This is a genomic window from Paraburkholderia sp. IMGN_8 (assembly GCF_038050405.1).
Classification (GTDB): domain Bacteria; phylum Pseudomonadota; class Gammaproteobacteria; order Burkholderiales; family Burkholderiaceae; genus Paraburkholderia.
In genome coordinates, this window is the sequence record NZ_CP150900.1 from 3,694,194 (window position 1) to 3,714,926 (window position 20,733).

A 20,733-nucleotide genomic window follows, 5' to 3' on the forward strand; every position below is an offset into this window, starting at 1 on the left:
CGCCGCTTCGGCTCCATCGCCGTTCGAGAGTGGGTCATTTTTCGGAACGTGGATGGAGGTTCCAGCCGTAAGCAGCAATGCACGGCGGAGGAGTTACGCCATGGTGCGCGACCGCATTACACATCGCCACATAGCGGCCCGAAGGGGTCGGCACACTTGTAAACAGCTGTGACAAGAACTTCTCGTCAGGCGAGCTTGCCAACAGCCACACAGCCTTGCCGGATTTGATATCGTCACGTAGCTGTCGCTCACTCATTCTGGGTATGTGCAGCCGGTCCACCAATTCGTTTGCCTCTATACCGGACACTGACGGATCGTTCCATTTGCGAACGTTGGGGAGGTCGGGTAGGTAGTACGTCAAGAGCAGCGGCGACGTATAAGGCGCATTGACGACCTCGTCCGCCTGCTGGAAGCTCGTACGCGCCTCCCAAAGCACCTCGTGGTAGGGCGGCTTCGCGCCGTCCGCCTGCGCGATCTGGTAATACAGTCCCACAGCAAACATAAGGGTCATCATGATGCGCGCTGCTATTCGCGCGCGCGACGGTACGACAACAGCATACGCAAGCAGCATGCAAAGCGGCACCGTCATCCAGCACAGAATGCGCGTAAGCAGAATAGGTTGTCTAAGGCTGGTAATCACCACAAGGGCGAAAAATACCGCCGGGATGCCAATCACCACCGCCAGCGCGCGGCGCGACATTCCGGCCATCCCTATTGCAGCACCGACGACGATCACCGATAGCCCCGCCAACTCGACGCCTGGCATACGGAAAGGCGTGACCGGCCCGAGGATAAGCCCGGTCGTGGTCGCCAGCACGTCGCGCAACGCAAGCGGCGCAATCCACGACAAGCCCGTTCCGTGTTTTCCTATCGAAAGCATTGCAAGGAAAAGTGGCACGCCAAGAAGTCCGACGACGGCGTTGACCAACAGCCAGTTTCGCGTTGCGGCCGAGCGTTCGGTCGACGGCGTCAAAAGCAGATAGCCGAGTACGACAACGTTGCAGCCTGCAACCAGAAACAGCATCGTCGCGTGGCTGTACAACGCGATCACGGCGGCTATCCCGTACATCACGAGATCCGTCTTGTGTGCGCGGCGTAAATATCTTGCTATACCGAGAAGCATCAGCGAGGCGAGAATCACGGTCATCATGTAGACGCGCGCCTCCTGCGAGAAATAGACGGCCATCGGCGATATCGCGAAGAAAGCCATAGCCACTAATGCAACGGCTCGAGTCGAGAGTTCCCGGGCTACCGCATAGACCAGTGGCAACGCGATGAGCGATGCGACGACGGACAGCGATCGCAATGCGATGGCGCTATGACCGAACATCTTCATCCACGTTTCCAGCATGAAGTAATACAGCGGCGGGGTCGGCTCGACCGTTATGCCTCCGGTCACCAGGTAGGCCGGACCGAACAGATCGTAGTAGTAGCGCGAAAAAATCTCATCGCCCCACAGCGATAAGTAATCCAGATGAAAAACGCGCAGGAATACTGCAGCAGCAAAGATCGCTACTACGAGAGGCAAGAACAGCGTCCGCGCGAAGGCGGCATCACCTTGCTTAAGTGAGCCCGGCAGACCATCGGGAGATCGATATCGCGCAGCCGCGCCAGTCTTTAGAGATTCCATAAGTGCCCCTGAGTCGTGAACTACAGATCAGCCGGTTGGCAGGGCGTCGGATCGCCGGGCTTCGATATGGGCCATATGCGACGTTCACAAACCCTGAAAAATAAGACCGTACTTCACCGAATGTAGCCGACTGTAGGTCTTGCCTGCGGGGCGGTATGTGGCTTTCCGCACCGAACACGCGATATGTCGCGCGCCCGGCGACTTCTTCATATATCCCGGGCTTCGGGAGCCCTAAGACTGCGTAGGTTTTGTCACCGACGTCGCACCTCTTTGCCATTGGATCAGATCACCTCTGGAACCAATGAAGAGAGCTTCATTGCTTTTACGTATCTCCGCTATCTCAGCGAGGAGTTCGTCGAGCAAATGCTGAAGTGCCTTCAGTTGCTCCAGACACATTGAGTCGAACCGTCTGAGGAAAGGATGTTGTCGACGCGTGGGTGCAAAGGTGCGAGGTACATAAGGCAAGTCACCTAAGTACGCCACTTTGAGGTAGTAATCGCCCCTGGTCACCTGGTTTCGCCGATGCGGGAACCCGGGCGGGTCCAACGCGCAAGCACTGCGGCGTGCGCATCTCACACCTGACCGGCGCGCGAGGGAACTCCAGGCCGTGCCCCGCGCAGTCTCCCCAGTGGGGCATGTCCGAAATGGTCGCCATCACCACCACCGCACCCGTGGTTAAGATCGGGCCGCATTTTCAATGCCCCGCAGAGCCAAAAATCGATGCAAATAATTGGTTCCAAATGCATCAATACACAAACTTTTCCGCACGTAAAAAGTGAAATGTAAATGGAAATTTACATTTTGTTTCATTTTTCACATTTTTCGTAGCAATTATCTTAAAAATTTATTCAGGGTAATTTTGCTTTTTGAGATTCTCGTCTGACGCATCGTGAACTCAATCGTCTACCTAAAATTGTCTTATGAAACAATATGATATGACTATAAATAATCATCAGACAAGCAATTTTTTCCGGAAAACAAGTGTTTTTCCGCCAACGTCTATCCAATGCATTCTTTTCTTTTTTTCATGTGACTTATTAACACGGTAATAAAGTTCTATTTGTTGCCCATATACTTCGCGCCGTTCGGTAAATGACGGGAGCGGAAGATGAGTGGGGCAGCAAAAGTAGCAAAAGCGAAAATTAGTGCCGCATTGGCGGTGGAAAGTTCGGTCGCGGCAACGCGCACCCCGGCTGGCGATCTTGGCGAAACGCGGGCAACTCGCCGCAAATTTCTCGCGGGTATTTTTGCAAGCGCTGGTAGCTTCGCTCTCACCGCGTGCGGCGGCGGAGGCGGGAGCAGCCCCTCGGGCAGCAGCGCTGTCACAACGGCAAATACTGCTGAATCACAGCGCGCACAAGCAACGGCTTTGTCTGGTGAAACCGCGTCCGGCACGACCGTACCGCCGGCCACTGCGATCATCGACCGCAACAACGTGCGGTGGACACTGTCGGGCGGAGCGGTACTAAAGAACGGTGCCAATACTTACTGCCCGGTTCTCGTGTCGATGCTGCTGTACTACAACCACACCGTCTATGCGTGGGATGCGTCCGGACTGTGGTACGTGCGCCAGAACTTCTCCTGGATCCCATCGTCCGATCCGCGCGTCCAGACGGCCAGTACGGGCGAGTCCTCCTCGGGGACGACCGTGCCGCCGAGCAGCGCAATCACCGACAACGGCGGAGCATCGTGGACGCTGTCGGGTGGCGCGGTACTGAAGGCAGGTGTCAACACCTACTGCCCGGTTCTCGTGTCGATGCTGCTGTACTACAACCACACCGTCTACGCGTGGGATGCGTCCGGGCTGTGGTACGTCCGCCAGAACAACGCCTGGGTCCCATCGTCCGATCCGCGCGAATCAGCGTCAGGTACGACGGTGCCTCCGGCGAAGGCGATCACCGACAGTACGAGCGTGTCATGGACGCTCAGCAACGGCGCCGTATTGCGTGCTGGAGCGAACACCGCATGCCCGGTTTCCGCAACGCTCCTCCTTTACTGGAACCGCTCGATCTACGCGGCTGATGCATCGGGACGTTTCTACATCAGCCAGAACAACGCGTGGACCGCAACATCTGATCCGCGTAACACGACCGCGCCTAGTGCCGGGAGCTCGCTGTTCTTCGGCATGAACGGCCACATGGCCTGGAACTCGACCGTCTATCAGACAATGACAGACGCGCAGCAAGTCGCGATCCTGAAAGATCTCGGGGTAACCAACTATCGCGCCGACGTCGCGGATTCTGGTATGGCGCAAACGGTCGCGAAGGCACTGAACGGCGCGTTCAAGGGTAGCGGAATCTCGATTCTGCCGTGTATTAACCCGATGAACTACGACCTGCAGGCGTCGGAAACCACCGCATACAACTATGGCTATCAGTTGGCGGTGTCGATCATGACGCCGCTCAAGGGACTCGTGCAACACATCGAGTGCGGCAACGAACTCGATGCGTCCGGCCTTATCAACAATGGCGCAGGCAACTCGCCGTCGAACTACAACCCGGCTTATTGGCCGGCATTCCGCGGCATCATTCGCGGCATGATCGACGGCGTGAAGTCCGTTGACTCGACCGTCAAGTGCGGCGTGAACGTGGGCGTCCCGCTTGCATACACCGCACTGCAGATGTTGTGGAACGGCCAGTCGCCGAATGGCTCATCGACCGCAGTGACGAATGCGACGCCGGTGCGTTGGGACATCACGATGTACCACTGGTACGAAACGTCTGGCGACATCACGCGTGCGGGTTCGCAGGGCCTCACGAATGTGCTGCAGATTCTGCAAACGTCGTTCGGTCTGCCGATCTGGCTGACGGAATGGGGCTACTACACGGGTGACTCACCGGCCAATCAGGCCGCTTATGTCTCCAACACGTTGAAGGAGTACTACTCGCTCCGGCAAACGTACAACCTGCAGTCCGTACTGATGTATGAGCTGATCGATATGCCAGGAGGCGATGTCTTCGGCGTGCTCGCTGCGGATGGAGTAACGCAAAAGTCGTCCTACGCGGCGTTTAAGAATTTCACTGCGGCAAATCCGGCCTAATCACCGACTCTCCGGTCGGTTACCGAACAACTCAGGCAGGAGCAGGAGGGCGAACGGCAACGTTCGCCCTCTCGCATTTCTTCGCCCCCAGTGCGCGACGTTCGTGCGCTCACCTGTCGCGCTCACCTGTCACGATTACCCGGTTCGCCTGGCCCGGAATGACCAAAGCGAATCGATCGACCAATGCACTCATTACCGCAGCGATAACCGCGATACCTTGGCACAACACCTCGACATCACGCGAAGCATTCCGCCTCGTAGAGTTGTTTGCCTGCGGCGTCTTTAGGCGCGAGCACAGGCTCAGCGTCGATAGGCCACGCAATATCGACTTCCTGGTCAGACCATAACAGACTTCGTTCATGCTCCGGAAACCAGTAGTCCGTCGTCTTGTAAGCGAACTCTGCCGTCGACGACAACACGACAAACCCGTGTGCAAAGCCCGGTGGAATCCATAGCTGCCGGTGATTTTCCGCGCTCAAACGCACGCCGGCCCATTTTCCGAAAGTCTCCGAACTCAGACGCATGTCCACTGCAACGTCGAACACTTCGCCGTGTATTACGCGGACCAGCTTTCCTTGCGGATGCTGAATTTGATAGTGCATACCGCGCAGGACGCCATATGACGAACGAGAATGATTGTCCTGCACGAACTCGACTCCATGCGCGATGTGCATACTAAACTCCCGCGCATTGAATGATTCGAAGAAAAAGCCACGCGCGTCGCCAAATACCGCAGGCTCAATTATCTTCACATCGGCAAGCTCGGTGAGCCTCACGTCGAAAGCCATGTCGTCGTCTCCATCAAAAGTCGTCTTGCATAACTTCCCGTCGGCACTCGCGTACCCACGGCCGAACCGTCGATTGGCGTCACGCTTAGGCGCGCTTCTGACAATTGATTTGCAGCCAGTCCTGGAATTCGTCGGAGGTAGTCTCATCAGCCCATTGTTCGTGTTCCAGATACCACTTCACCGTCTTTTCCAGGCCGCTCTCGAAGGTCTCATCCGGCTTCCAGCCGAGTTCTCGCCCAAGCTTGCGCGCGTCGATTGCGTAGCGCCGGTCATGCCCTAACCGCTCCGTGACCCATGTGACTTGATCGCGATACGACCCCTTCCGCTTCGGTCTGATATCGTCAAGCAAGTCGCATAGCATATGCACGACCTCAATGTTCTTCACCTCATTGCAGCCACCGATGTTGTATGACTCGCCCGGACGGCCTTTGGCCAACACCTTTCGGATCGCGCTGCAGTGGTCGCCGACATACAGCCAGTCCCGCACATGCTGGCCGTCGCCATAAACCGGCAACTGCCGGTTAGCAAGGGCGTTAATTATCATGAGGGGGATGAGCTTCTCCGGAAACTGATATGGCCCGTAGTTATTGGAACAGTGCGTTGTTAGCGTCGGCAATCCGTAGGTGTGATGCCAGGCCCGCACCAGATGGTCAGAACTGGCCTTGGTGGCGGAAAACGGACTATTCGGCGTGTATAGCGAAGTTTCGGAAAACGGCGCATCGCTCTGTTCAAGGGAACCGAACACTTCGTCAGTCGACACATTCACAAAGCGGAACGCATCCCTTTCGTCGGCAGGCAACGCGTTCCAGTAGAAGCGAGCTGCCTCAAGCAACGTGAACGTCCCCACAATGTTCGTCTGCACGAAGTCAGATGGTCCGTGAATCGAGCGGTCAACGTGACTTTCTGCCGCGAAATGCACAATCGCCCGCGGTTGATGTCTTGCCAGCAGCAGGTCCAGGGTTGAGCGATCGCAGATGTCGCCCCGGACAAAGATATGACTCGGATCGCCGTGCAACGACTTCAGTGTGCCGAGGTTGCCTGCGTAAGTGAGCTTGTCGACATTAATCACGCCCTCATCTACGCCGTCCAGCCAGTCAAGCACAAAATTCGCTCCAATAAATCCTGCACCACCTGTCACGAGAATCATGAAACCTCCCAGGCATCTGGTCGCTACTGGAAACCGGTAGCGCGCAAGCACCAGCGTCCGTCAAGACAGGAAGTAGGTGCACCAAACCGCCGATAGTAGAATTGCATTCCTAATTAATATCGTGGATTGCACATCTTGCGTACCCTCTCGCGTTAGCCGCGACGCCAACAATGGCTGCCAGGTATCGCTAACAAAACTGATCAACAACCCCCGGGCAGATAGTGCGCAAGCAAGCGTAGCGAGTCAAAGCCTTGATGCAGCGGGTCGCGCGCCGACCGGGCAAGCGGCCCCGCCCGCCCCGAGTTGACGCTCCAGAACATCAAGCAACTGACGTGCGGACCGCTCCCACCGGAAGTGACGCGCATGCTCCCTGCCGCGTGCGCGCCAACTGTCGCGCAGCGCTGCGTCGCCCATCATCTGCGCTACCTTGTCGGCGATGTCTTCGACGGAGCGCGCGTCACAATACATCGCGGCATCGCCACATATTTCCGGCAGCGAGGCTTCACGCGACACAACCACTGGACAGCCGCACGACATCGCCTCAAGCGGCGGCAGTCCGAAACCTTCATACAGCGAGGGAAACACAAAACAGGCCGCATTTTCGTACAGCGCACGCAACTCACCATCCGATACGAAGCCCGCGGCGATGATGTTTTGCGAGAGGTCGTAGCCCGCCTTGGCTTTGGGATTGAAGACCCGCAAATCGCATCCGCCGACGACCACGAACTTCCAGTCGTAACGCTCGCTCAGGTGTTCAATTGCGGCAAGCACACGGGCAAGATTTTTGCCTACTGACAGATTGCCGACCGCGAGTACATAACCGTCGTGCTGCAGATTCAGCCGTGACAAAATCGACGTGTCCGCTGCGATTCTGTCGAAATGGTCCACGCCATTCCAGATGACCGAAATGCGCGACGCGTCTATACCGAGGCGCGCCATGATTCTTTTCTTCGAAAATTCCGACACCGTCACGATGTGACTGGCGCTGTGCTTCAAAATTGAAAACGCGAAGCGATACCAAAGTCTGAACTTCCAGGAATAGTTTTCCGGCAGATCGTAGACTGCCACGTCATGCATCATCACCACCTGACGACGTGCGAACAACGGGCCCATGTTGCAGAGGCTCAGCAGTGTTCGCCCACCGGTTGCGAACGGCAGCGCGAATTGCTCCCACAAAGAGCCCCTCAACCAGCGCGCGACCGTTTTCGCTTGCGGTAAGGAGATCCCCCTGCGTGCGTCAACAGGAAGCAGCAGCGGGAGGTCGGTGTCTTCGGGAAAGAGTCGCTGAAACGCCATCGCCAGTTCATAACCAACGCGTTGCACGCCAGTGATCCGTTGAGACGCGAATTTGCCGTTGATTGCAAACCCCGCAAATGGTACCTGCCATTGCGGATTTCGCACCGCGCCAGCGTCGGTGGGCGTTGCCGCATGAACGGAAGCATCTTTCCGGTGAGCGTTGGATCGCTGCGTAAACTCGTCCATCAGATATCGCTCCAGATGAGCCTGAAACAGCAACGCCGTGGGCCAGGTTTCGCCACGCCGTCCGATATACATCGCCTACCCCGATTTGTCGCGCCATTCCCAGGGTGCCAGACGGCACCAGCGTCGAAACCGGCTGCCAGCCAGTACACGCTTGCATTAAGCGATCTTGCAGGAAACTCGATCAGTACGGTTTCACACACAACGCCCGGCGGGAAACGTAAGTGTGATCCCGCCCCGGACGCAGCGCCTGATGCCCCTAGTTCGACGAGGCCGGCACGGGGTTGCGGGCCGAACAGTCCCCGCGAACCGGAATGTCCGCGGTAGCTGGGCTATCGAGGTGTTCGCAGCAGCGAACGCAAGCGCGCTGACGAAAGCTTTGAAAGTTCGATTCCGCACTGATGACCGGAGCGGCGTGCCCTACTTTTGCCCTACTTGCTGCTCGGGAAAGCGGCCTCCCGCATGTCGCCCTTCAGCACCTGCACCTTTGCTCGTCGAACCGACTGATTCATTTCCATCCGCCTCCGCCCCGGAGCGTCCGAGTCGAGGAAAAATCCACCTCACACACATGGTTCACGCCCGACCACGTAGCAGGAGATGTCGATGTATGCAAAAGTGATTTCGATGCTTTTCTATATGTTCTTTACCTGTGTGATCTTCAACCCGCAGATTTCGGGCGTCACAATCTACCTGTACGTCATGCTGCCGTTTCTCGATCCGGGGTATACGGCCTATCTCGTTGCGACGTTTCGCCGATGGATCGTACCTCTCGCGATTGCCCTCACGGTCTGCCTTGTCAGCGCACCGATGGCCGCCGCCAAAGTCGCATCGGTGGCTATTTGCGTCGGCTATCTCGCCTACACGTTCTCGAAACGCATCCAGTTTCTGCACATGTGGATGGTCATCAATGTGCTGTTCGGCGTCGTGCAGTTCGTCCTCTACTACGTCGACCACGACCTCTCCGTCCAGTTCGGACCCGATGCAGTTTCGCAAATGCTCTGGGGCGACTCCGCGACCCAAACCAACACTAACTTTTACGAGATTCTCTATTTTGCGCGCGTCAGCGGCTTCTCACGTGAAGCCGGATTCTTTGCCTCCTTGCTAATCGCGTCGTTTGCGCTGTACCTAATGCAAGACGGGAAGAAAAGCAAAGCAATGATCGCGATCTATTGCGTCGGGCTCATCATAAGCTTCTCGAAGGCTTCCTTCGTGCTGGTGATTTTCGCCCTCTTCTATTTTATGCGCCGGCAGCTACGCACGATTCACCCGTTGGTCTCGCTCATAGGCTTTGCGGCCATTTCCATGACAATCGCGCTGTACATGAACCAATATGACTTCTTCGGCTCCGAGACTATAGCTCACCGGCTGGCCGGATACCCGTTCCTGCTCGATGCGCGCTTTGCGGACCTCATTAAGGGCGTCACCTCAGCCCAACTGAACAACGAATACGGCTATCTGCCCTATCTTCACATCAACGCGAAGCTTTACCGGTTGAGTGACGTGACGTTCTCCAGTATTCCCGGGCTGATTGCCGACGTGGGACTCGTCGCCGCGCTGGTTCTGATTGGCGTATTGGCGTTCACCGCGAGCGACGGATTTGTGGTCCTGCTCTTCCTTTTGATTACCGCTACGGTCAGCATCACGATGGTGACATCGTTCGTCCCGCTCGCCTATCTGATCTGCTACTGGCCGCGCATCGCGGCGTATTGCGCGAACCAACGCGAACGCGCTCAAGCAATGGCAGGACGCAGACAGCCAACGTTGTGGCGAACCTGATGGGTGCAAGCAACTCGCTCCACAACATTGAGTTCGCATACGGGCCAGGAACGTCCGTTCCGGTCCCGGCGAGCGGTTCATCGAGGATGATGCCATGCCGACGATTCATCTCTGCCGAAGCCTATTCAAAACATGCGCATTCTGGCGCGCTACGCTGTCTGCACTATTGTTGCTGGTTCTCTCAAGCGGCTCATACGCACAACTACAACTGCGCCTGGCTAGTCCGCCGGGCTCACTGGTCATGCCGACAAACGGCAAGAAGATCCTCCGGTTCGACGTCTCGCCGCCGGTAGATCTACGCCAGGCAAAGATGACAGTCAGCGTTTTCCCATATGACAGCGATGGCCAGTTGACACCAGCTCCGCTCGCCACGTACGAGAGAACCATCAGCAACATACAGCCAGGCAAGGCGATCAACGTCGGCGTAGCTATACCGCGTTCTGGTTTGTTCCGCCTCGACGCAACCTTGAAATCGCCGAATGGTGAAACGCTCGGCAAGACGGCGAGCACTCTGGCTGTGGTAACGAAACGCAACGAAGTGGGGCCTTCCGACTTCGGTGTCGTCACCCATTTCGCTCAAGGCAGCATACCGCCCTCGGTGCTGTTGCCGCTCATCAAGCAGGCCGGGTTTTCGTGGATCCGGGACGAACTCTATTGGCAGGAAATCGAAAAAACGCCAGGCACCTTTACCTTTCCTGCGCGCTACGACGCATACCTTGCCGCATGTGCCCGCCTCGGGATTTCGCCTTTGGTCGTTCTCGATTACGGTAACGCGGGTGCCTATCCGACGCTCTTCTCGACGTCGAACTTTCCGCAGTCACCCGAAGCCCGGAAGCGGTTCGTCCGTTACGTCGACGCGGTGGTCACCCACTACGGCGGGACAGTTAAGTATTGGGAGTTGTGGAATGAGCCGGACTTCAACAAGATTAGCTACACCGCCTACCTTGCCCTGCTAAAGGAAACGTTCGGCGCCATCAAGCATGTAAGCCCGGATGCATCGGTCATTTCCTGCGGCGGCGGCGGCGCGGGCGGCGGCCCCGGTGGCGACTGCATTGTTGCACTGATCAAGGAAGGAGGACTGAACGACCAGGACGGCTTTAGCATACACCCCTATATGCCGCCCAATGCCCCAGAAACAGGCTATAAGGGCACGGGCGGCCCGATCGGTGCCGTGAGCATTCCAACGACGTGGCCCTACCTGAAAGAACTTACTGCGCAGCATGTGAAAGCAAACGGCCGGCCTCTGCAGGTTTGGGTGACGGAGTTGGGTTGGCCTGTGAATCCCAAAGAGCCGGGGCAAGATGAGGCGACGCAAGCGGCCAATCTGGTGCGCACCTATTTGCTATCGCGGCGCTATGGCGCGGTTCACGTGCTGTTCTGGTATGACTTTGTCGACGATGGCACCGACATCAACAACTTCGAGCAGAATTTTGGCTTGCTGCACAACGATCTGACACCCAAACCTGCGTTCGTCGCCGCTTCCGTGTTGAGTAGCACGGTCGGCAAGCGTAGCTGGGGAAAGGCGCTAATCGACAAGGAGAGCGTCAAGGCGTATCAGTACGGGACCGATGATCCAGTCATCGTCGGCTGGACCACCGACGGCAAGGAACGTACGGCATCCATAAGCCTGCCGGCCGGCAGATATATTCAGCGCGACTGGCAAGGTGCCGATACGCCCGTAACGATTACCGCGCAAAGCTTCGACTGGCGAGTGGGCCCGCTGCCTCGTTACCTTATTCTGGACCAGCCTTCGAACTGAAAGAATCAGATGATCGTGGAGCGCCTCACCCATACATGCCACGACTCACCGAACGACGCTACGCGGCGCCGCCGTCGCGCGTTTCTCCTCAACCCACAGTGCGGCGCGAACGTCGTCGGGCCACCCCTGCGCTTCGAGGCCATGATGCTTGAACAGACTAAGCGCAATGCGCTCAAGACCGAAGCCGACACACCCGGTGTGGGCAACCTGACCTGCGTCGGTGGTAATTTTCCAGACTTCGCCGAAGCGATCGAGATGATAGTTGAAGCTGGCACACGCAGTAGGCTTTTCAGCGTTGATACCCGGAATCAGCAATTCGTATTTCAACTCCTGACGGCGCTGGATATCCGCGACGATCTTGCCGGCGCGCCCAAAAAATGGATCGTTGGCAACCTCGACCGTCGCCGGTAAGCGAAGCGCGCGCATCATGCCCGAGGCATGCTCCATCAATTGCTTGCGGAAGTCCTGAACCTGGTCCGCCGTCCCCATACGCACGAATTCGCGCTGCCGGAACATCTGCATGCGCGCTGGGTCGATTGACGGTTCATGCCGAAAGCAATACGAGAGGATGTCGACGATCCGCCCTGCTTCAGGCAACGGACCACGCGCTGCTATTATCGAATAAACGGGGTAACACGCTGCGGGCGTCATGGACAATCTGCTGGGCTTCAGCTCTTCCGCCCAGTCGTCCCGGTTATCGAGGCACTTCAACAAGCGCTGGTGGTCGCGATCGTCACCGCAGAAACTGAAAACCGTCCCGATCTGTTCCGGGCAATTTTGCCAGAATCCGCTCGCTTCCAGCACTTTGCGGTTCATTGCGGGCGGGAAACGCAGCATCTCCACATGCTTGCCTGCGCCCCAGACGCCAACCATCGCGTTGACGCGCGCGACCACTTCCTCGAAGACTGCACTGCGCCCATACACCCCCTCTACGCCGGTGGAAATCAACAAGCCGCTTGCCAGAAGCGCTTCGAGAAAGGAGAGACTGTCGCGCGGCCGCGGTGCGGCCGGAAAGTCCCCCAGTCCATCGGACCCGATTTCGGCCTTCGTGATGTCTTCGGCTCTGTTAAGCATGGTCATTGCCCCACAACACAGTACGAACGCCTCGCGGCCAGTGAGCCGTATTGAGGCCGTGATGTTTGAAGAGACTGAGCGCGACGCGCTCCAGCCCGAAGCCGCAGCAGCCAGTGTGAGCGATTTCGCCGCTATCGGTATAGATCTTCCACAGCGAACTGAATCGATCGAGGTGGTAATTGAAACTGCCACACGCCGTGACCTTGTACGGATTGATTCCGGGCACCAGCAGTTCGAACTTCAAATGTTGTTCGCGCTGACTGTCGGCCAGGATCTTCCCGCCACGACCAAAAAACGCATCGTTCGCGACACCGATCGACGCCGGCAACTGAAGCAGGCGCATCATGGCTTCGGCGTGTTCGATCCAGTCTTCGCGAAATGCCAGTACTTGGGCCGCCGTTCCCATGCGGACGAACTCGCGCTGCCGGAACATCAACATGCGTTCAGGCTCGCTTGATGGCTCATGCCGACAACAATACGAGAAGATATCGACGAGCCGGCCGCTTTCTGGCAGCCTGCCGCGCGCCGCCATCACCGGATAGACGGGATAACAGGCCACAGGCGTCAGGACTATCTTCGTCGGATGCACGTCTTCGGTCCAGTCTTCCTGTTTGTCGAGACACTTCAACAAACGTTGATGACGCCGCTCGTCGCCATGAAAACTGAACACCGCGCCCAGCTGATCGGGGAAATTGCTCCAATAGCCGCTTTCCTCCAGCACCTGCCGGCTCATCACCGGCGGGAAGCGAATGACTTCCACCTCTTTCTCCGCCCCCCAGTCACCGATCAGATCACTGACCCTCTCGACGACGTCTTCGAACATTTCGCTGCGACCATATAGGCCATCAACACCCGTTGAAATTAACAAGCCAGCCGAAAGAAGCCGCTGCAGATACGTCGTACCATCGACCGTTCTGCGTGTGGCAAAGGAGTCGGCGCCAGCGTCGGCCGCATCCACGCCTGCCTGAATATCTTCGGTGTGTGTGCTCATCTTTCTGTCCCAATGGAGTTATTTCATAAAGGACTGCGAACAGGATGTTCCCTATACCCCGAGGCAAGCGTTACGAACGGCCGGGGCCCATTCAGGCAACTCGTCCTTGGCATGCAGGCGCGGGATAAACGACGGAGAGCGCACAACAGAGATCAGTACGCGCCGTCGCGCCGAACCACCACGCCAACCGTCTTGAACAGAATCGTGATGTCGTACCATAGCGACCAGTTTTTCACATACCATGCGTCCAGGAATACGCGCCTTGCGTAATCCGTATCATTACGGCCGCTTACCTGCCAGAGCCCTGTCATACCCGGCTTTGCCAATAGATAGTAGGCGGCATCTTCACCGTACCGAGCGATCTCCTTTTCGATTACCGGGCGCGGTCCCACGAGGCTCATGTCCCCGCGCAGCACGTTCCACAACTGCGGCAATTCGTCGAGGCTTGTTTTGCGCAGTAGCGCGCCAATTGGCGTGATTCGGACATCGTCCTTCAGTTTGAAGTCCTTCTCCCATTCGGCTCTTGCCACCGGGTCCCGCTCGAGCAATTCCTTCAGCACCCTGTCGGCATTGGGCACCATCGAGCGGAACTTGTAGCAGTTGAACTTCTTGCCGTCTTGTCCGATTCGCGTGTGCCCAAAAAACGCAGAACTACCGTCCCTTGCCACCAGGGCCGCAATGGTCACGAAGATGGGCAGCAGCATGAGTAGAAGAAATCCTCCCACCACTACGTCGAAGATCCGCTTGAGAACTCTGGCAGAAAAGCGCGCGAGGTTGTTTTGCACGCGCAACATCATCACTTCATGGCCAAAGAAGTACGATATGTCGGTGCCACACAACGGCACGCCACGCATCGACGCCATCACGGTTACGTCCCGAATGCCGTACTTCGTGAGTCCACGAACCCACATATCGCGCAAGGCCCGGTGATCGTGTTCCAGCGCTATCACAACCTGTATCCCAGGCAACGATCTGAACGTCGCAGGGGTCAAGCCTTGCAGAATGGGGGCGTCCGAGACAAGGATCGCGTCTTTGTCCACGGCTGCTTCGGCGTCGGGCGCGACATATGCGATCACGTCCACGCCCAGAAACGACTGGTTCGACAGCGCCCGTCTGGTTTCCAACGCGTTTTCGCCACAACCAACAATCAGCGTCGGCCTCTTCCACAGGTTTGCCCAATCGAGCGCGCGCTTTGTTAGCGATCGGAACGCGGGCACGAAGACAAGGGCGCCGCTCCACGTCAATGCCCACCATCCACGCGAAAACATACCCTTAGTCAGCGTCGTAAGCGCCAGATGAATGACCGCGAGCACGATTAACGTCCGGAAAATCTCCTGGAGTTCACGCCACATAGGCCTGCGACACGTGTAGTGCCGCAGTTTCGCCCAGAACCACGCCGTTCCAGCACAAGCAAGCGCCATGTAGATCAGCATGGGGTGATTTGAGAGAATCCCCCAAACGCTCTTCGGCGGCTCGGTGACAAAGCTGCCCAGCACGCGAGTCGTCACTAAAAGTGCCACAGTAAAACCAACAATGTCTGCGGCTGCCAGTGCGACCTTGTTCGTCAGAGCCGGAAATGGATTGACGCCAAGTCTGGGCAGTGACGAGTACTCGATTCCGATGGTGGAGTTCACTTGGCATTTCCTCGCATTGAACAGCCGGCAGACCAGTCAGACAAAATTCCGCAGACCCGTTCCGTCTTCCATTGGATCTTGGTCTTCGCGTGAACGGCGCACAGACGTCTTATCGGGACTTCAGCGCGCAAAAAGTACTATCACGCTTCCAAACTAAATTACGATCGAAGCGATGGCACGCCGAGCTCCGCCGGTTCGTTTTCGACCGATATTGCGCGCACGGGCGGTCGAATTGACGCACGGAACTTGCGCCAGACACGCAGATTCTGATGCGATTCCATTGCCTTTAGGACTACTGCCAAGAACCCCCGGCGAAAAGCCGCCTCGGAGAACCGTTCCGCATTGACGCGACAACTCTCGGGCAAAAACTTGTGTGCGCCTGCTTCAAATCTAAGGACCGCAGCCTGCACAGATTCGACGGTCTGCTCCTCGAAGAACACACCCGTCGGCCGCGGCTGTGTGTCGTCGATCACCGTTTCACATGCCCCGCCCTTACCGAACGCAATCACAGGTGTGCCGCAAGCCTGTGCCTCTACAATCGAAATACCGAAGTCTTCCTCTGCAGCGAATACAAATGCCCGTGCACGCTGCAGGTAGTCCCTGAGGACTGGGAAGGGCTGATGCCCCAGGATAATTACGTTGCGTCCAGCCTTGGCACGGATCTTTTCCATATCCGGACCGTCCCCGATCACCACCAGCGAACGTTCAGGCATGCCGGAAAAGGCCTCTACGACCAGATCCACTTTTTTGTACGGCACCATTCTGGAGACCGTGACGTAGAACGACTCTTTATGCGTGCGCAACCCAAACGCGTCGGTGTCTACCGGTGGGTAAACGACTGTCGCATCGCGGCGGTAGACACGATTGACACGGCGCGCAATGAAATCCGAATTGACGACGAACGTATCGACTCCATTTGCCGTACGCACATCCCACGTGCGCAGATAGTGGAGCGCGACGCGAGCGAACAACGAACGAAAACCCCTCATCAGATTCGCTTCCGTCAGGTACTGATGCTGCAGGTCCCACGCATAGCGGATGGGTGAGTGGACATAGCTGACATGAAGTTGATCGGGTCCCACCAGCACGCCCTTCGCAACAGCATGCGAACTTGAAATGATCAGATCGTAGGCAGACAGGTCGAACTGCTCGATTGCTAGCGGAAAGAGCGGCAGGTAATTACGGTACTTCCGCTTGGCGAACGGTAGTTTTTGCACAAACGAAGTCTTGGCCATTTTCCCTTTTAAAAAAGTACGATCTTCCATAAAGTCGATCAAGCTAAAGACATCAGCTTCGGGAAAGCATTCGATCATCTGTTCAACCACTCGTTCGGACCCGCCATATGTCACTAACCATTCGTGAACAATTGCAACCCTCATCGCGATACCTCCATGATTGAATGGTTCAGCAACTGTGGCGCGGTCGCCCCGCAGTGCGCCATTACTGCCGATCCTAGGCGGCCCCCTGCCACCCTTCGGTTCGGATTCGCACAGAAGGTCTTTCGGCTGAAATGCCAACGTCTGCCCGCCGGCAAGACCGCAACCCGCTATGTCGGCCACAGCAGGGTTACATGGCTGGTCACGGCACATAATCCGCAAGAAGGTTCAGCAGATTTTTTCATAGGCATTCTTCGCTACGAGTTCGGCGAGCATGGCATCTTGCCGACCACGAGAACGCACAGCGCAGCGATTACATGCCAAGTTGCCGGGTAACCTGCGCAGACATACGCATACCGGCGACGATCCCCCGCCGCACGCTCTTGCGGCCGGCTGGCGTGAATCGCGGATACTTAACCAGCAGCGCGAGCAACGAATACCCCTCGGCTATCAGCGAGCGAGGAAAGCCCAGGTTCTTGCGGCTGAAGTAGATCCGATTGCGTGTGCAATAGAAGAGACTGAAGGGGCTTTCGCTACCGCCTGTCGAGAAGCTTACCTTGTGGGCAACCTGTGATGTTGGAACGTAGAGCAGATGGATCTCCTGACGGTTCATGCGCCACACGAAATCCGCATCGTCGTAGTAGACGAAGTACTTTTCGTCCATCATGCCAACGCGGTCGAATACGCTTTTATGAAGCAACATGAAGCACGTTGGCGCATACTCGGTAAAGGCGCTCCGGTCGAACTGCCCATGATCCTCGACGCCGTCACCCACATGCTTGGTAATCGCTTTTAACGGCGAAAACCATCCGCCAGCACACCAGATGCGGTTCGTGCCGTGATAGAAGATTTTCGGAATGGACGCCAGCGTCGTGCCTGCCGAGATCGGCGCAACAAGTTTCGCAATGGTAGCGGGATCGAGGAAATCGACATCGTTGTTGGCCAGTAGTACATATTCGCAGCCGTCAGCCAACGCCATTGCGATACCCTGATTGTTCCCGCGCGCGACGCCCGCATTCGCGTTATTGAAGACAATCTCGGTTTCGATGCCAGCGAGTGTGGCGAGCTCTCGCGCCATGATGCTACCGCTGTCGGTCGCGCTATTGTCGATCACATAAAGCTTCAGAAGCACCCCATCCTGCACCTTAAGGCTGGCGAAGAAATCTTCGAGTACGTCGTCAGACTGGTAAAGCACTGTGACAACACCCACCCGAGGTTTAGTGCGCACGCTGTCCATGATCCCGCTCCCGTTGATCACGCCGCTACCTGGCTGGCCTGGTAAAGCCCCTTTGACTTCATCTCGGCGATGCTTTTCTCATAGTGGTCAGGCTGTACCTCTTGTGCGTCGACCCACGCCGCAAACCGCTCTATTCCCTCGGCGAACAATACCTTGGGTTCAAAATCGAGCACCTCGCGCGCTCTGGTCAGGTCGGCGTAGTTGTGCCGGATATCGCCCAGGCGAAAGGCCCCGGTTACGGTGATGGGCACATGACTTTTGTATAGTTCGCGTAGCTTATTGGCGACTTCGATCACCGCGGTACGTTGGCCCGAGCCGATCCCGAATACGCGATCATCTGCTTGCGAGCGAACCAGCGCCGCATGGGTCGCATCGACGACATCGTCGATGTACACGAAGTCGCGGCTCTCCAGTCCGTCTTCGAAAATGCTGATCCCGTTACCGTTCTTGATGCGTGTCGAGAAGATCGAGAGAATTCCCGTATAGGGATTCGATAACGACTGGCCCGGCCCGTACACGTTCTGGTAACGCAACGCAGACGCACCGATGCCGATCGATCGGCACACCGTCATGACCATCTGCTCCTGGTCATACTTGGTGATGCCATAGACCGACGAAGGATGAATTTTCGAATCTTCATCGGTGGGCAGGCATTCCAATGGCTCGCCTGAATGTGGGCACAGGTAATCGAAGCAGCCCGCAAGCAGATCTTTCTCTTCACGCGCCTCCGGATACAGAATGCCTAGCGCGCGCGAACGGTATTTGCCTTCTCCGTAGATCGCACGCGACGACGCCACCACCACCTTCTTTATGGTGCTATTTTTGTCTTTGACGAGGATGTCCAGCAGCAATCCGCTACCGCCGACGTTCACTTCGACATAGCGACTGACTTCATACATGGACTGTCCCGTACCGGTTTCCGCCGCCAGGTGGACAACCGCATCTTGTCCTTCCATTGCGTGCTCGAGCACGCTGCGATCCACTACGGATCCTTCAATGAACCGGATCGATTTGTCGAGAGACTGAAACAACGCGGATTTGCGAGGGTCGTCGCCGTGAATCTGTGGCGACAGATTGTCGAGCACGGTAACCGTTGCGTTTTCGGCCACCAACCTGTTGGAGAGGTTCGAGCCGATGAAGCCAGCACCTCCGGTAATCAGCACTTTCATGATTCGAATCGCTCCCATGTTTGCGTTTCCCAGCTATAGCGCCTTATCAACTTCGCCGGATTTCCGGCGACAACACAGTAGTCGGGCACGTCGCGAGTGATGACAGAATGACACCCCACCACACAATGACGGCCAATGACGACGTTCGGCAGGATCATTGAGTTAAAGCCAATAAAACTTCCTTCACCGATCACGACACGGTTTCCACGCACCCGTATCCGCCGCCCAATGCGGACGGGGTCGTCGACATCTTCGTAAGGGTGCTCCACGTCTACGATTCCGCACCCTCCAGTGATGGTTACGTTATCCTTAATTTCTATCGATGATCCGCACACAATGTGCACGTTCTGCTCGATGTTCACGTCGTTTCCGATAGTCAGCCTCGGCAATTCGTTAGGGTCGGTGACGATGAGTTCGATACGCGCACCTTGACGGATCAGTACCCTCTCGCCGATTGAAGCGTGATGAACATTGGATAGCAGGAGCGGCCGGTAGATTGCCGAGCTCCTACCGACTGAAGCGAATGCGTTCGCGTACCAGAGCCGCGCCTTGAGCCGGTAGTAAGCGAGTTGCAGCGCGTTCCACCGGTCGAGCCAATGCAGCTCGCCGAATTTCGAAAAGGTACTGGTCAGGACGCTCATACACGCACCACCTGCCTGCCTGCCATCTGCTTGGCCAGCGTGTAGAGCGAATGGAGCACGTGAGGCCAGCGCCGCAACGCATACAGCACCGTCTGCTTGGCGCCAATCCGCGCGAAGTGCACGCTCGAAGCGATGCAGCGCTCAAATTCCGCGTAATGGGCACGCTCCAGATAAAGGATCGCCGAGACGAGCAACAGCCTCGCACGGCCCCGGTCCACCACGGTCTTGTGCATACCCAGCGTCTCGGCCATCGTGCACGTGCACAGCATGTCACTCACGTTAGTCTCGTGACGGGCCGGATTCGTGATGACCGTTGAAGTGAACCCCTTGGGATTGACACGGTAGACACCCAGTTCCTCGTCGAGGTAGCGCGCCTGAGTGCCGTAACACGACTGCATCAGGTTGGCCACATCGGCAACGACTTTCAGTTCGAGATTGACTGGATAGCGTTTGCGCAGCGAAGCGCGAAACATTGCCGAACTATTGAGGAAGAACGGGCCATACTCGATCAGATATTCCGCGCCAAACACAGGCGGCTTTGCTCGCGGGAGCGGAAAGTACGCCGGTTCGTTGGTGAGGGCGTTGACCGTCCGCATCTTGTGCACGACCATGCCGAACTCGCGTTGCGTTTCGAGAAATTCGAGCTGCACGGCGAGCTTTCCGGGCAGCATCATGTCATCGCCGTCGATGGTCGCGATGTATTCACCCGACGTTACTTCGATGACGTCTGCCAGGTTTCGTGAATAGCCGACGTTATGCTCATGCCGGATAAGTTTGACAACACCGGGATAGCGTGAGCAGAAGGACTCAACCACGTCGACCGATTTGTCCGTGGACCCGTCGTCGCCGACGATCACCTCGAAGGGAACATTCACGTCCTGCGATATCACGCTCTGCAAGCAATCTGCTATGAAGCTTTCCAGGTTATAGCAGAGGATCACTACCGAAATTACCGGCCTTGCCGCGCTTTTCCCGGAAGTCGACGCCATGAT

Annotated in this window: 14 protein-coding genes and 1 pseudogene; 3 read left to right on the forward strand and 12 right to left on the reverse strand. The window is 56.9% G+C overall.

Translation table 11 applies throughout. The annotated features are described in order from the left end of the window. Positions 1–34: 34 nt before the first annotated feature. Positions 35–1,630, reverse strand: a complete 1,596-nt coding sequence (locus WN982_RS16880) for a glycosyltransferase family 39 protein (protein ID WP_341313064.1) — start codon at positions 1,628–1,630, stop codon at positions 35–37. 1,369 nt (positions 1,631–2,999) lie between these two features. Between WN982_RS16880 and WN982_RS16885 the strand changes: the two genes are divergently transcribed. Further along, the gene (locus WN982_RS16885) at positions 3,000–4,670 is read left to right on the forward strand and encodes a hypothetical protein (protein ID WP_341313065.1); all 1,671 of its coding nucleotides are present in this window, start codon (positions 3,000–3,002) and stop codon (positions 4,668–4,670) included. Positions 4,671–4,906: 236 nt separating this feature from the next. On the opposite strand, the gene rfbC is transcribed toward WN982_RS16885, so the two are convergent. From rfbC to WN982_RS16900, 3 genes are all read right to left on the reverse strand, one after another. Further along, a complete protein-coding gene (gene rfbC, locus WN982_RS16890; RefSeq protein ID WP_341313066.1) occupies positions 4,907–5,458 on the reverse strand; it encodes a dTDP-4-dehydrorhamnose 3,5-epimerase in 552 nt (183 codons plus the stop codon). 85 nt (positions 5,459–5,543) lie between these two features. Then, complete coding sequence (gene rfbB / locus WN982_RS16895) at positions 5,544–6,605, reverse strand: dTDP-glucose 4,6-dehydratase (RefSeq protein ID WP_341313067.1); 1,062 nt, start codon at positions 6,603–6,605, stop codon at positions 5,544–5,546. A 243-nt stretch (positions 6,606–6,848) separates the two neighbouring features. Then, positions 6,849–8,087, reverse strand: a complete 1,239-nt coding sequence (locus WN982_RS16900; RefSeq protein ID WP_341315824.1) for a glycosyltransferase family 1 protein — start codon at positions 8,085–8,087, stop codon at positions 6,849–6,851. 600 nt (positions 8,088–8,687) lie between these two features. On the opposite strand from WN982_RS16900, the gene WN982_RS16905 reads away from it, so the two are divergent. Both WN982_RS16905 and WN982_RS16910 read left to right on the forward strand, forming a co-directional pair. Continuing rightward, positions 8,688–9,860 carry a hypothetical protein gene (locus WN982_RS16905; RefSeq protein WP_341313068.1) on the forward strand — a complete coding sequence of 391 codons (1,173 nt, stop codon included), beginning with the start codon at positions 8,688–8,690 and terminating at the stop codon, positions 9,858–9,860. Positions 9,861–9,954: 94 nt separating this feature from the next. Next, complete coding sequence (locus WN982_RS16910; protein ID WP_341313069.1) at positions 9,955–11,619, forward strand: beta-glucosidase; 1,665 nt, start codon at positions 9,955–9,957, stop codon at positions 11,617–11,619. A gap of 45 nt (positions 11,620–11,664) precedes the next feature. Here the strand turns inward: WN982_RS16910 and WN982_RS16915 are convergent, their stop codons facing one another. The 8 genes and pseudogenes from WN982_RS16915 to WN982_RS16950 all read right to left on the reverse strand — a co-directional run bounded on the left by WN982_RS16915 (position 11,665) and on the right by WN982_RS16950 (position 20,730). Next, entirely contained in the window at positions 11,665–12,693 is a 1,029-nt protein-coding gene (locus tag WN982_RS16915) for an amino acid--[acyl-carrier-protein] ligase (RefSeq protein ID WP_341313070.1), read from the reverse strand. Further along, a complete protein-coding gene (locus WN982_RS16920; RefSeq protein ID WP_341313071.1) occupies positions 12,686–13,651 on the reverse strand; it encodes an amino acid--[acyl-carrier-protein] ligase in 966 nt (321 codons plus the stop codon). Before WN982_RS16920 ends, WN982_RS16915 begins: the two co-directional genes overlap by 8 nt. 185 nt (positions 13,652–13,836) lie before the next feature. After that, positions 13,837–15,318, reverse strand: coding sequence for an undecaprenyl-phosphate galactose phosphotransferase WbaP (gene wbaP, locus WN982_RS16925; protein ID WP_341313072.1), 1,482 nt, complete (start codon positions 15,316–15,318; stop codon positions 13,837–13,839). Positions 15,319–15,608: 290 nt separating this feature from the next. Then, positions 15,609–16,751, reverse strand: a pseudogene (locus WN982_RS16930) (glycosyltransferase family 4 protein); the annotation flags it as partial. Positions 16,752–17,007: 256 nt separating this feature from the next. Beyond that, positions 17,008–17,931: a glycosyltransferase family 2 protein gene (locus tag WN982_RS16935; protein ID WP_341313073.1), complete on the reverse strand. Its 924-nt coding sequence runs from the start codon at positions 17,929–17,931 to the stop codon at positions 17,008–17,010. A 17-nt stretch (positions 17,932–17,948) separates the two neighbouring features. Next, positions 17,949–19,100 (reverse strand): NAD-dependent epimerase/dehydratase family protein, encoded by a 1,152-nt coding sequence (locus WN982_RS16940; protein WP_341313074.1) that lies wholly within the window; start codon positions 19,098–19,100, stop codon positions 17,949–17,951. Next, entirely contained in the window at positions 19,097–19,741 is a 645-nt protein-coding gene (locus WN982_RS16945) for an acyltransferase (RefSeq protein ID WP_341313075.1), read from the reverse strand. The genes WN982_RS16940 and WN982_RS16945 overlap by 4 nt, the downstream gene beginning before the upstream one ends. Then, a complete protein-coding gene (locus WN982_RS16950; RefSeq protein WP_341313076.1) occupies positions 19,738–20,730 on the reverse strand; it encodes a glycosyltransferase in 993 nt (330 codons plus the stop codon). Before WN982_RS16950 ends, WN982_RS16945 begins: the two co-directional genes overlap by 4 nt. Positions 20,731–20,733: the final 3 nt, after the last annotated feature.